Annotated in this window: 9 protein-coding genes; 2 read left to right on the plus strand and 7 right to left on the minus strand. The window is 54.9% G+C overall.

What is annotated here, in order from left to right:
- The first annotated feature begins 3 nt into the window (after positions 1–3).
- Positions 4–2,265, plus strand: a complete 2,262-nt coding sequence (locus EKK48_09870; GenBank protein RTL43191.1) for a hypothetical protein — start codon at positions 4–6, stop codon at positions 2,263–2,265.
- Positions 2,266–2,275: 10 nt separating this feature from the next.
- Here the strand turns inward: EKK48_09870 and EKK48_09875 are convergent, their stop codons facing one another.
- Positions 2,276–3,766: a mannitol dehydrogenase family protein gene (locus EKK48_09875; protein ID RTL43192.1), complete on the minus strand. Its 1,491-nt coding sequence runs from the start codon at positions 3,764–3,766 to the stop codon at positions 2,276–2,278.
- Positions 3,767–3,969: 203 nt separating this feature from the next.
- Between EKK48_09875 and EKK48_09880 the strand changes: the two genes are divergently transcribed.
- On the plus strand, positions 3,970–4,158 hold the full coding sequence (locus EKK48_09880; GenBank protein ID RTL43193.1) for a hypothetical protein: 189 nt from the start codon (positions 3,970–3,972) through the stop codon (positions 4,156–4,158).
- 42 nt (positions 4,159–4,200) lie between these two features.
- Here EKK48_09880 and EKK48_09885 read toward each other — a convergent pair whose 3' ends face one another.
- The 6 genes from EKK48_09885 to EKK48_09910 all read right to left on the minus strand — a co-directional run bounded on the left by EKK48_09885 (position 4,201) and on the right by EKK48_09910 (position 10,964).
- The gene (locus tag EKK48_09885) at positions 4,201–6,345 is read right to left on the minus strand and encodes a hypothetical protein (GenBank protein RTL43194.1); all 2,145 of its coding nucleotides are present in this window, start codon (positions 6,343–6,345) and stop codon (positions 4,201–4,203) included.
- A 254-nt stretch (positions 6,346–6,599) separates the two neighbouring features.
- Positions 6,600–6,845, minus strand: coding sequence for a hypothetical protein (locus tag EKK48_09890; GenBank protein RTL43195.1), 246 nt, complete (start codon positions 6,843–6,845; stop codon positions 6,600–6,602).
- A gap of 126 nt (positions 6,846–6,971) precedes the next feature.
- Positions 6,972–7,595: a hypothetical protein gene (locus EKK48_09895; GenBank protein ID RTL43196.1), complete on the minus strand. Its 624-nt coding sequence runs from the start codon at positions 7,593–7,595 to the stop codon at positions 6,972–6,974.
- A gap of 164 nt (positions 7,596–7,759) precedes the next feature.
- The gene (locus tag EKK48_09900) at positions 7,760–8,944 is read right to left on the minus strand and encodes an HAD family phosphatase (GenBank protein ID RTL43197.1); all 1,185 of its coding nucleotides are present in this window, start codon (positions 8,942–8,944) and stop codon (positions 7,760–7,762) included.
- On the minus strand, positions 8,817–10,391 hold the full coding sequence (locus EKK48_09905; protein ID RTL43198.1) for a mannitol dehydrogenase family protein: 1,575 nt from the start codon (positions 10,389–10,391) through the stop codon (positions 8,817–8,819). The genes EKK48_09900 and EKK48_09905 overlap by 128 nt, the downstream gene beginning before the upstream one ends.
- 192 nt (positions 10,392–10,583) lie before the next feature.
- Entirely contained in the window at positions 10,584–10,964 is a 381-nt protein-coding gene (locus tag EKK48_09910; GenBank protein ID RTL43199.1) for a hypothetical protein, read from the minus strand.
- Positions 10,965–12,273 lie beyond the last annotated feature (1,309 nt).

Below are 12,273 nucleotides of genomic sequence, written 5' to 3' on the forward strand. Positions count from 1 at the left end.
CCAGTGGAAGACTCTAATCAAATCAGTAGTGACGGACCCTCTTTCGGTCAGCTCTCCAATACGTATCGTTTCTTCGGAAAGATTGGTGCCGGAGGTATGGGCGCTATTTACAAAGCGCACCATACGATGCTCAAGAAAGATGTAGCAATCAAGATTCTGCATCAGGTTAATGAGTTTACGGTGCAGCGATTCCAGCGTGAGGCGCAAGCTGCTTACAACTTGCATCACGAAAATGTAGTCGCTGTGCATGAGTTCGGTGTCACAGAAGATGGGCAGCCGTACATGGTGATGGAATTTATCGAAGGCAAAACGCTCTCTGCCGTCATCGATGAGCGTGGTGCCTTACCACTCGATCTGTGCGTCAAGATATTCAAGCAGGTTTGCAGCGGCGTTGCGCATGCGCACTCCAGGGGAGTCTTGCATCGAGATTTGAAGCCCAGCAACATCATGTTGACTGAGCCTGACAGCTGGAATCCGCAGGTGCGAATTGTTGATTTCGGCATAGCAAAAGTTCTTGATTTGCCTGAAGACGATACCAGTACAGGAAAGCTGACGCGCACAGGTGATTTCGTTGGCAGCCCCCTCTACATGAGCCCAGAGCAATGCCTGGGGAAGAACATTGATTTGCGTTCAGATATCTATTCGATCGGTTGCATCATGTACGAGGCTCTGACGGGGAATTCTCCTTTTGCGGGCGGGACATCGATGGAAATTATGCTTCGCCAGATGAGCGATAAGGCTCCCACGCTCAGAGAAGGAGCTAATGGAATCACTTACCCGGCCTGGATAGAGAGGCTGGTAGCTCGTGCTCTGGCCAAGGATCCTGATCAGCGTTTCCAGAGTATCGAAGAGGTAAGAAAAGCTCTGGACGAGCGTCTGGTCGCAGAAGTAAGGACAAATAGGCGTGATGGTGGCTCGGCTTTCAGCGTTAATAAGGTGGTCATCGCCAGTGCCGCTGCTGCATCACTTGTGGTGGCAGCCGGCGGGTTCTATTTTTTCAATCAAAAGTCTGAGAAAGTTCATGAGAAGATGCCATCGGAGCTACTCGCCGATCAGTTTCCCGATTTGAAAATTGAAAAGAACAATAAATCCGGAACGAACGAATCGTATGACGATATCAGTAAAGATCCGACAGCTCTGACGGCGCCCATGCACGATGAGATCGTTGAAAGAAGTGTGGCAGACCGTTCGCAGACAGAGATCTCCTGTCAGGGACAGACTTTGTCAGACAGTGCTCTTAATGGGTTGAAAGACCGATTTGATATCAAAGGTCTGCTGCTCGCTGACTCCGGCATATCAGACAAAGCTTTGCAATATGCGCGCCATCTGCCGCTTGTTAAAGTCGATCTTGGCAATAATCCAAAAATTACAGATCGGGTGCTTGCTTACCTGAACCCCGGCACGTTAGAGGAACTGTATCTTTCCAGGACTGGTTTTAGAAGTTCCGGATTGGCTGCTCTTAGTAAGTTCAAGAATTTGCGCATGCTGGCGCTCGATTCAGACAGCATCTATGAAAAGGATTTGCCGGCGCTGCTTAATTGCAGCAATTTGATCAATCTCAGTCTCTCAGGCAATCTGGAGATTTATCAAACGGCGTGCCCGGTCATCTCGCGCTTGTCTCATCTGCGTTATTTGAATATTGGTCACACGCGCGTTGACGGTCGGGGAATGTCTCACTTGCGCGCTTTGAAGGAATTGAATGTACTGATATTGAACGGCACAAGGGTTGATGACGCAGGTGTGGCCGCTCTTCAAGGGTTGCCGCTCAGTACGCTTGAGTTGCAGTGGACTGCCATTACAGATGGTGCTACAAGGACTATCTCCAAAATGAAAACACTGCGCGAACTCGCTTTTCAGCATCTGCCTATGTCGCACGATGCGATTAAGTTGATAGCCGCCTTGCCCCTCAATAAGCTCGTTCTCTACAACTGCGATATAGACGATGTAGATCTGGAAATTCTCTCGCATTGCAAAACTTTGCGAGAGTTGCATCTAAGTGGCAACAGAAAAATTACCGCCGCCGGGTTGAAGTTGTTGTCCGGCCTGCCCCTTCAGGTTTTGGTTCTGGAAAAGGTAGATGTGAACAATCTTGATTTGCCCATTTTTGCAAGCTGGAAAAACCTGAGAACTATCGATTTGAGGAACTGCCCGGGCGTCACAACAGTCGGAGCCGATCGCCTCAAAAAGGCTATCGGACATGACCTCTCGGTTCTGCCTTTCGACGAACCAAGCATCAAAAATATCAACTTCGGGTCGCCTTTCTAAATTCGAAGAGCTACTTCTGTTCGCTCATAACGAAGTCCAGCGTTGCGCGAGCGCCTTTGTCGTAGAGCATGTTGACGAGTAACTCCAGCTCTTTGACGAAGCGATCGTCTTTGCCCAGGTCTCCGAAGATATCGGTCAGCTCGAGCAATGCTTTTGGATCGCGGGTCTTCTTGGTTACGCCGGTGAGCCGGTCGGCTTGTGGATCCTGTATTGGAATGTCGGCTCCCTGCTCGTCTTTCCCGTTCAAGAAGCGCATCCAGCTTGCCACACACAGCGTCAGTTTGCGAATCGGTCCCTTTCTTTCAAGCTGTTCGACAATTGAAGGAAGGATGAACTTGGGCAATTTAGAAGAACCGTCAAGACAGATTCTCAAAGCCTGGTCTTTGATTGTTTCGTTGGCAAAGCGCTCCATCAGGCTCTTTTTGTACTCGCTGAGGTTGACGCCAGGAATCTCGCCGACCAGGGGGGTCACTTCTTCGTTCATCATGCCCTGGATGTAAGGAATGAATTCCTGCGCCTGAGCGATTTCGTAGATGTAGCGATAGCCGCAAAGATAGCCAAGATAGCCCATCGCAGAGTGAGAAGCGTTCAAAAGTCTGATCTTCATCTTCTCGTAAGGGGCCACGTCTGAGGTGAATTGAACACCGACTTTTTCCAGTGGTGGTCGTCCGTTGCAGAAAGAATCTTCGATTACCCACTGCTTGAACGGCTCGGCGACTACTGGAAATGCATCTTCCAGTCCATAAGTGTCACGCACGAACTCCCGCTCTGCATCAGTTGTTGCAGGCGTAATGCGATCAACCATGCAATTGGGGAAGCTGACATTTTTGTCGATCCACTTTGCTAATTCCGGGTCGCGTTTCTGGCAGAAGGCGAGCAGCGTTGATTTGGCGACGTGTCCATTGCCTTGCAGGTTGTCGCACGATAGTACCGTAAATGGTGTCACTCCCGCTTTGCGTCTGCGGTCCAACCCTTCCGCCAGATAACCGAAGATAGTCTGAGGCTTGCCTGGATTCTTCAAGTCGTTCTGGATGCCTTTGTTGTCGAAATCAAGTTCGCCAGTGCCCTGGTTGAAACAGTAACCACCTTCAGTCGCAGTCAGAGAGACGATTTTGATGCTTGGGTGAGCCATTTTTTCAAATACTTGTTCAGGATTTTCGTGTCCGAAGATATAGCTCTTCAATGCCCCGATCACACGCGCATTGCTTTTCTTGCCGCTGCGCTCCACCAGCGTATAGAGGCAGTCTTGCTCGTTTAGAGCTTTGTTCATCGCGGCATCTTGAGGCATAATGCCTACGCCGCAGATCGCCCAATCTTTGAGCCCGTGTGACTGAAACAGCTCGTCCAGGTAAAGCGCCTGGTGAGAGCGATGGAATCCACCAACACCGATGTGCACAATGCCCTCGGTCACGTTTTCGCGATCGTATGTGGGGCAAACCACATCTTTGGGCGCATTTTTGAGCAGATCTTTGGACACTGGCGTAGATGTTTTATTCGTCATAATTTAACTGCTTTGTTTGAGGTTGCGTAATGAGGAGTTGCCAACTGCCTGCTCCCAATGCTTAAAGTTGCCGAGCAACTTTCGGCATCTCGCCTTTTTCGTTCCTGTCAGGTTCGAAAAAGCCGAATTTGTCTGGCATTGCGAATACTCAGTTGTCGAGCGTGCTTGTTATAATATCAAAACAGTCGCACCCGGTACAATTCATGACTAGCAATTCGAATCCCTCCCCCGATGAGCAGCAAGCCGACATCGACCGCCAGATAGCAGAGTTGTTGGCAAAAGGCTATAAACGCGAAGATCTGTGGATTTCAGGATCTGGCCGAGTCATGGTCGATCCTGACGCCAAAGACCTCGAATCTCACAACAAAGTTTTTCATCCGGACAAGAAATAATTAGCCAACCTGGCTGTTAGCGCGCCGTCGCTTGTTGTCCAGTTAGTGATTTTCGAATCCCGGTTCCCAGGGTTTGGGCATCTCAGGATGGCTGGCACGAACGACGGGGAATTTTTCGCCTTTCGGTACCTCGCCGTTGTAGTGCATATACTGGTCCAGATAACCGGATCTTCCGATCAGTTCTTCAAAGACCTTCGCAACATTGTCGTTGACGCGGCGCAATGCCCACTCAGGGTCGATTACCTGTCTGACACCTTTCTCGTTCGGCTCTGCCATAGAGCGCGAGTAGACCCGCTGTGCAGAGGTTTCAGGTGGTACTTCAACATAGTGCACCGCGATTTTTGTGTAGCCCGCTTGTCTGGCATCGCTGATGATCTGCTCCATCAACTGCAGTTTTTGTCCCAGGAACGGCAGCACGACGTTGTCTTTGCGGTCGAATGCTCGCTTGAGATTCATTGCTCTGATTTCGCCAGAAACTCCACCTACTGCCACTTGTCCCAGACCGTTCTCGTATCCGGGAATGTGCGGATTGATCTCGTCTCCATCAATTACTGTGGCACCGCGTTTCTCGGCCAGCGGCTCAACTACGTTTGTGGTTTTGCCCGCTCCGGGCGGACCAACGACAATATCGAGAACGCCTCCCTGCACTTTTGCCGGCACGAATGTTTTGTCGGAAATGGCCTGTTTCTCTGCTTCAGTGATAACAGGTTGTCTTCCTGCCACCTCTTGATGGAGGGCCTGAATTTTGTTGATGTTTGCGATCTGCTCCGCTGTGAAAACATCACTGAGCGGATGCAAAACCGTTACGTCTGCTCGCGGCTTTCCATCAGCCGTGTAGAAACCATCAGGCTTGAGGATTTTGTCTGTTTGATTGACATACTCAATGGTGCCTTTGCTCTGCGGTGAAATCGTCAAAGTGGGCTCACCGCCTTTGTAGACGACACGTAGAGTCTGACCTTCGGGAACTTCGAAGCTGAAGATGCCGTTGCCCTTTACGTCAACTGTGCCCGAGCCACGCACCAGTTCTGCTCCATCTCTAAGCACCGGACGCTCGCTCAGCTTCTCAGTCGGTACAACCGAGCGCACCGTGATGTTTTCAAGGAAATTCGCTCGTTTGCCACCGTCTGCCGCCACATGTTGCTCTGCAACGATGTGAGTGTTAGCCGTTTCGACCGGTGAAGTCATACGGGCGCTGGTGTTCGGTTCGATTGCAGTTAAGCCGATCGCCGCCGCCAGTGTGGCTTTTTTCGTCAGGTCGTCTGCCGATTCCACTGCCTCTGAGATTGTTTCTTTGATTTCAGCCTTCTTATCGGCAATCGCCTCTTTCAGACTGCTGCCGTTGCCGTTTGGTTTGGCTTCTGCAAGTGGCGTGTTTCTGGCGCCATAAAACGCACCCGGTGCCGATGCGATTCCATCAACGATTCCCTGATAGGCTCCGCGTTTCAGTATTTCCCCCCAATCATATGGGCCGCCGCGCTGAGATTGGGCCATAAGCTCGCCAGTGGCGCCGCCTGTCACACCAAATGTGGTGCCCATGGCGATGTTGCGCAGCGCCTGGCTTCGATCGAGAAGCCCGCCCGATAACTTATTCAGTCCCGAGGTGGCACCGTGAGCGGCACCGAAAATGGCCACATCCAGAGCCAGCGATTTGGGATCGAAGGCTGTTGAAAGTGTGCGTCCAAGAGCTTGTGAGGCATCGAAGTTGCCCTGCGGGTTGAGCCAGTTCTGCGGAGTCAAGCCGACGTCGATTGCTCTACCGGAGACGCCAAGGACAACGCCTTTAGCCGGTACGCTCCACAATCCACTGCTCATCACATTAGAATTGCCGACCCGGTCGAAAAGCGCTTTCGTTGCTGCCCCTTTGGCTGCACCCATACCAAATTCGGTCAGTTGCATCTCCAGGCTGTCGCCGACGCGTACTTCATTTGCGGCGCCCAGCGCCATACTCGCTGCGAAGGCATATTTGCCTGGTGTGAAAAGTGCGGCTGTCTGGAGGAAACTTGGTGCGTAGCGGCTGATTTCTTTGCCGACGCTGCTGTTTGAGCCAATCGTGGCATCAAGTACCGAGTCGACCCCAGTCTGCAAGTAGCTTTTGTGCTGCGGCTGTTGTACTTCCTTCAGCATCGCGTGCGATGAATCTGGAAGTTGACCGTTGGGTATCAGCGCTGATTCGGGTCTGTCTGGCATGGATCTTTTGTACAGGACAAATGTTGCTTAAAAATTACTAACCGCTGAACACACATAATAACTATTCCCAATAGGACCTTTTTTGGACACTGTTCGGCTAATTTTTTGGCTTAAATGCAAACCGCCAGGAGAGAGGTTCTTCAGTGTGAAATGAGTGAGTCGCGTTTTCACTGTTGTACTGTATGATTTAGTAGTAAAAAATAAAAGAAAATGCCCTCAGGTTGCCCGAGGACATCTTCTTCCGTTGCTGTGGTTCAGTAGTCGCCGCGCGCGGCGTTACGGGCTTGCTGACGAGCGCTGCGCCGGTCGGCACGGTTCTCGCCCTTCTTGCCCTTCCAGTGCGCGCCGGTGCCGACGGGACGCAGAACGCCGCTGGCGATGCGGTCGGCGCGTTCGCCGGCCTTTCGCATGCGACGCTGGTCTTCGGCGGTGATGGTGCCGCAGTGGAAGGGGTCGACCTTCTTCTTCTGCTGCACCGGTTGCGAGCCTTTGCGTGACATTTTCGTTCTCCTGTGAATGTGATGATGAACAAACAGTTGCTGGCGAAGTGGCTTATTCAGCCACTCCGCGCAACGACGAAAAACGAAAAGCGGTCAGCCCTGGCTAACCCGCCTTCCGTCGATTTCCTACTTGTGCTGCGTGGCCGCGTAGAGCTGCAGCAGGTGCAGGAAGAAGTTGAGGAAGTCGAGGTAGATCGACATCGTCAACTGGATCGCCTTCTCCCACGTGTTCTCGGTGTGGCCGAGGCGGAAGAAGTCGAAGATGAAGTAGCCCGAGAAGATGAGCATCCCGAGCAGGTGGTAGACGATGTTCGTCGTCCGCGACATGCGCACGAAGATGCCGATCACGCCGAAGATGATCAGCCCGAAGAGCGCGAAGAGCAGGTAGGTGCCCATGCCCGAGAAGTCGATGCCCGAGAAGAGCCCGATCATGCCGCAGATGGCCATCGCGCCCGCTGTCGAAGCGAAGATGCCGCCGACGGTCTTCCAGCCGAACTCTTCCGAGAACTGCCCGACCACCGGTCCGATGAACAGCCCGGAGATGAAGGTCCAGACGCCCAGAGCGACGATGCCGATGCCGGCGCTGGCGTGCGCCGCCATGAAGACGCCGATGGTGCCGAGGATGAAGACGATGCCGAGACCGATGCAGGCACCGACCGACTGGATCTTGCGACCGCACCAGGTGCCGGCCGCGCCGAGCAGCATGCTCATCGAGAGCAGCAGCGCCACTTTGACGAAGATAGATTCCATGTGTTTCTCCAATTGAGGCGTGTATAGGCCTCGGTTTTCGAAGGCCCATCCTGCAGCGAAGCAGGCGGGCGGGAGTTGGAACGAGCTTGCGCTCGCCCCGGGATGAGGGAGCGGACCACGAAGAGTCCGCTCCCTCGAAAGTCAGCTCTCAGCTGTTGCGACGGTCAGACCGAGGCGCCGAAGCGCTTCACGGCCAGACGCGTCACGGCAGCCTCGAACTGGCTCCAGTCGGTGATGAACACCTTGACGCCGATGGCGCGCATGGCCTTGCGGATGTGCGCCTGCTCGTGCTTCGGGTAGGCACCGAGGTAGCCGAGCACGGTGATGCCCGCCGAGATGGCCGCCTGGGCACCGGTCTTGGAGTCCTCGATGGCCAGGCAGTTGTGGGCTTCGAGACCCATTCCCGCCAGCGCCTCGAGGTAGACCCGCGGCTCGGGCTTGCTCGACTTGTAGTTCGCCGCCGAGTAGATGCGGTCGGTCTGGAAGTAGCCCTCCTGACCGGCGCCCTTCAGGCAGGCGCGAACGCGGCGCTCGGCGCTGCTCGACACAACCGACTTCTCGAGGTCGGTGATGCGAGCGAGCAGGTCGAGCACGCCGTCGGTGGCCTCGATGTCGGTCGCCAGCTTGGCGATGACAGCCACTTCCTCCTTCTTGACGAGGATCTCGAGCTCGGGGCGGTAGTCTTCGCCCTCGATGTGCTCGACCTTGCCGGCGTCGAAGGTGAAGCCGTGCTCGGCCGAGAGCTCGACGATCATCTTGCGGAACGAGTAGCCGACGAAGCGCTTCATCAGCGACTCGGGCGTGAACAGGTGCTGTTCGGCCACACCCTTCTCGGTCAGGGTGGCGTTGATGACGCCGCAGCACGCCTCGAAAGCCGGCTTCTCCGTCTTGCCCAGCGTGTTGTCGTAGTCGAACATGAAGTGGAACTTCCGCATCAGCTCACGCTTCTGTTCGGCGGTGAGGCGCTTGCGGCGAGCGTTGTTGTTGTTGGTCGTCATAGTCATATCTTCCTTTCGAAGTTGATCCTGGCCTCTTTGAGGCAGGCTTGTGGTTAAAAAACCTGCTTGGGTTACCCCTTGCAGAGGTCCAGGACAATCCTGGAAAAAACGAGCTCGCAAGACCGATGATGAGCCGGTCTTGCGAGCATTCGAGTGAAGAGTCACCTTGGCCAATCGCCAGGCACGCAGACGAATCTGTTTGCCCGACGACTGGCGGTATGCCTCAGCTCTCGACCCGCTTGCGCAGGTTGTTGATGGCCGACTTGGTGTTGCCCGACGTGAGCTCGTTGAGAGCCCAGGCGAGTTCCGCGAGGAAGCCCGACTTGCCCGCCATCGTGACGAACCGGTCATCGCGAACGATTTCACCGATTTGACGCAGATGGTGAGCCAGACCGTGCAGGTCGCGGTTCTCCGAGCGGGTCCAGGCGAGCACTTCCTGATGGACCCCGACCAGCTTGGGCTGCTCGACGTCCGACTGGCTGAAGGTGTTGCCGAGCTCGTCCGTGTTGCCGAGGTTGAGCAGCCAGCATGCGAAGACGAACGTCGGCGCCTTGAGCACCTTCTCGCCTTCGGTGATGGTGAGAGCCCGCTCGACCGCGTACGCGATGCGCTCGGACGCCTTGCTCGTGCCCCGCGCGCCGACACGGAGAATCGTGTCCATCGGCGCGCTGTCCTTGAACCGCTTCTGGATCTTGGGCCCGTAGACGCTCATCAGGTCGTCTCCGAGAATCACGCCCAGTTCGCGGTGGAACTCCTCGAGCAGCCAGCCCAGCTCGGGGATGAGAACAGCCTCGTGAATGTACGTCGCGCCCAGACGCGGACCGACCATGGCCGGCACCTGGTGCGCCGCGTTCAGTCCGAGGAACTTCAGCTCCCAGTAGGAACCGATGTTCTCGACCACCTCGACCCCGACCGACTCCCAGGCAGGCATCTGGAAGCGACCGCGTTCCACCACGAGCTGGCGGAACTTCTCCGTGCCGATCACGACGCCGGCGTCGAAGCCGAGGTACTCCGCCATGTCCTTGCGGAACTGGGCGTTGACCTCGGGGGTGATGCGGTCGACGAGCGTGGTGAGGAAGTCCACGTTCTCGTCGATCCACTGCACCAGGGCATCGCTGTCGTCAGACGACGCCTCGACGTAGTGGATGAACGCCGCCTTGAGCGAACGGCTGTTCTGCGGGACGTTGTCCAGCGACAGCACCGTCAGCGGGCGGGCGACACCGCTTGCCAGGGCTTCCTGCATGCGCTTCTCGATACCCGCCTTCAGGTACCAGTGAACGGTGCGGGGCGCATCGCCATCGGCGCCGCCCTCGACGGTGAAGTCGAGGTCGTGCACGATGTCGTGGTGCGAGGCGTCCAGCGTGCCGTAGGCATCGGTGCAGTAGTAGCCCTTGTTGGTGATCGTCATGGAGACGATCTTGATGTCGCCGTCAGCGATGGCATCGACCAGCGCCATCGGGTTCTCCGGGGCGAAGATCGACTCCACGACCGGGGCGATGACGCTGGCCTGGCGTTCCTGTTCCTCGCGCTCGACGAGCACGAAGCGATGACCCGAAGCGCGCAGGGCGTTGATGGTGCCCGGCGAGCGCAGGCTGGCCACGACGAAGCCCCAGCTCAGGTCGCCGGACTTGGCCATGTAGTCGTGGACGTAGGCGGCCATGTGGGCAGACCAGAAGCCGCCCGGACCGACGTGGACGATGCCACGCTTGACCTTCGCACGGTCGTAGCCGGCGGCGGCGACGTGCGACGGAAGGTTGTCGTACCCGAGGGTGCCGACGAGGTTTTGACTTGCGTTCATATAAGAGTTCCCTTTCTTTTAGGCCGTAGCCCGGTGATAAAAAAACGGGGACCCCAAGTGGTCCCGCGCGAAGACAGCCAGCTCAATTGCCCTGCAGAGCGCATGAAGCTGGTGGCGGCACTCACGGGTGAGTGCCGACCGGATGGTGGTCAGTCGATCCGCGACTGACCTGGTTGTGGTTGTGGTGGTGAGCTAGTTGCCGCCGATCCGTTGCTGGAACGAGTGCATCCGGCTCGCGTCACCGAAGTTGCTGAGGACGAGGCAGGCGTCGCGTTCGGGGCTGTCGGCTCCGGACGAACGGCACAGACTGGCGAGAGGACCTTCGCCGTAAGCGAAGATGACGCCGCCGCTCTTAGCCACTTGCGCGGCCAGTGCGACGTCGCAGTGCGAATCACCGGCGAAGCCGACGAATTCGTTGCCGTCAGCGACTGCGGCGCGGATGGCGGCGGAATCACTGAACTGGCTGGCGGGGACGACGACGACGCCACAGCTCCGAATGGTCTCGAAGAACTGAGCGGCGCCGGGGAGGTGGGTCGGGTTGGACCCCAAGTCAACTACCAACAGTTTGCTCATGGGCAATCTCCTGGATGATGGTTCACAGACTCTGTTGTCGAACGAACTGACTTCTCCTCCAGTCCGAAACACAGAACTAACCACCACAAGCGTCAAAAACTGCCAGGCAAAACCACATTCCTCCGCGGGTGCGGAAAGGAGATTTGTCGTGGTTCGGCACTGGCAGAGATTTCTGGGTGCGGTGGTTGGTGCTCTATGCTTTTTAGAACTGAAAAGATAATTTGAACGTACAGATCAGGTTCTAACTAAAGCAAGACGATATATTCATGTGGCGCGGCTTGTGCCGCATGCGTCTTGGGCGCTTGGCAGCCTCGCGCAGTTAAGTTATATTGCCCACTGTGCCCGCCCGGGCACATGGTTCGTACTAACCTGTCACAACCCTGACAGGGTCAGCGATTTGATTAAATCTGTCTCGCTTGACATCTAGCGAGGTTGTGAGAGCGGGCTTATTTTTCATTTATAACTTATAGTAGTACATTTAAAGACAAAAAATTCAGAAAAAGCGCATGAGCACTATCTTTCAGAGCAAAACGTATGAAATTGTCCGGTGCTGGTAAGAGATGCTCGCTTTTTTCCGGACCTGGCTATCTGAATTTTTGGTTTTTAGCCCAGAGGCATATCGATCAGATAACTTGTTACTAATTACTAAAAGCCTGAATCAGTCACAGCAGGCTTATACTTAGCAGAGCCGGCAAGCCTTAAGCAAATTTCGCTTGCCTGCACTTGAAAAATGTGCCCGCCAATTATTGCGTCTGGAAAATTCGACGCTTGGCAATTTCATTGTTCGTTCTTTCGCATTGGCTAAAAGTCGGTCTGGTTGGGTAAAAAACCACTTCGTTACAATTAGGCGAGGCCTCCTAGCGGGCAAAGATTAGAGACTCTGGCAGGCGTGCTAGCCGTCAAGTGTTTTATTTGAAACAGGCAAGTTTCGGGCGAATGACGCATTTACCAACTGCCTTTTCTTTGACAATCACTGCTCCGACACTCGCGCTCCTTACAGAGCACATGTCAATTACGTCATAAGTAACTCTTTAAAAGCTTGTGTTAGGAAGTCCAATAACAGTACGTTGATCTTACATTCCCCTCCAGTTCGTTATTTTCAGGCAAAAGCTCCCCAACAGTAGTGCCGCCAGCCTTTCAGCCAAACATCACAACTTCCGGTTGTGCGGTTGAGATTCGCGGTTCTGCTTAGAAGGGCGTAAATCACCTGAGGATTTCGGATCTGCGGCTTGGAATGCTTGGTTAGTTGCTTGCTCTTCGGTTCGGCTCCGGCTTGACTGAATGGCAGGCGACGTCGTTTGAGAGGGTG

It is taken from the genome of Candidatus Melainabacteria bacterium (genome assembly GCA_003963305.1).
Taxonomy (GTDB): Bacteria; Cyanobacteriota; Vampirovibrionia; order Obscuribacterales; family Obscuribacteraceae; genus PALSA-1081.

Coding starts and splice junctions, on each gene's coding strand:
- EKK48_09905 (RTL43198.1), bottom strand. CDS start 10,391: ATGAACGCAAGTCAAAACCTCGTCGGCACCCTCGGGTACGACAACCTT.
- EKK48_09875 (RTL43192.1), bottom strand. CDS start 3,766: ATGACGAATAAAACATCTACGCCAGTGTCCAAAGATCTGCTCAAAAAT.
- EKK48_09885 (RTL43194.1), bottom strand. CDS start 6,345: ATGCCAGACAGACCCGAATCAGCGCTGATACCCAACGGTCAACTTCCA.
- EKK48_09880 (RTL43193.1), top strand. CDS start 3,970: ATGACTAGCAATTCGAATCCCTCCCCCGATGAGCAGCAAGCCGACATC.
- EKK48_09910 (RTL43199.1), bottom strand. CDS start 10,964: ATGAGCAAACTGTTGGTAGTTGACTTGGGGTCCAACCCGACCCACCTC.
- EKK48_09890 (RTL43195.1), bottom strand. CDS start 6,845: ATGTCACGCAAAGGCTCGCAACCGGTGCAGCAGAAGAAGAAGGTCGAC.
- EKK48_09895 (RTL43196.1), bottom strand. CDS start 7,595: ATGGAATCTATCTTCGTCAAAGTGGCGCTGCTGCTCTCGATGAGCATG.
- EKK48_09900 (RTL43197.1), bottom strand. CDS start 8,944: ATGACCGGTTCGTCACGATGGCGGGCAAGTCGGGCTTCCTCGCGGAAC.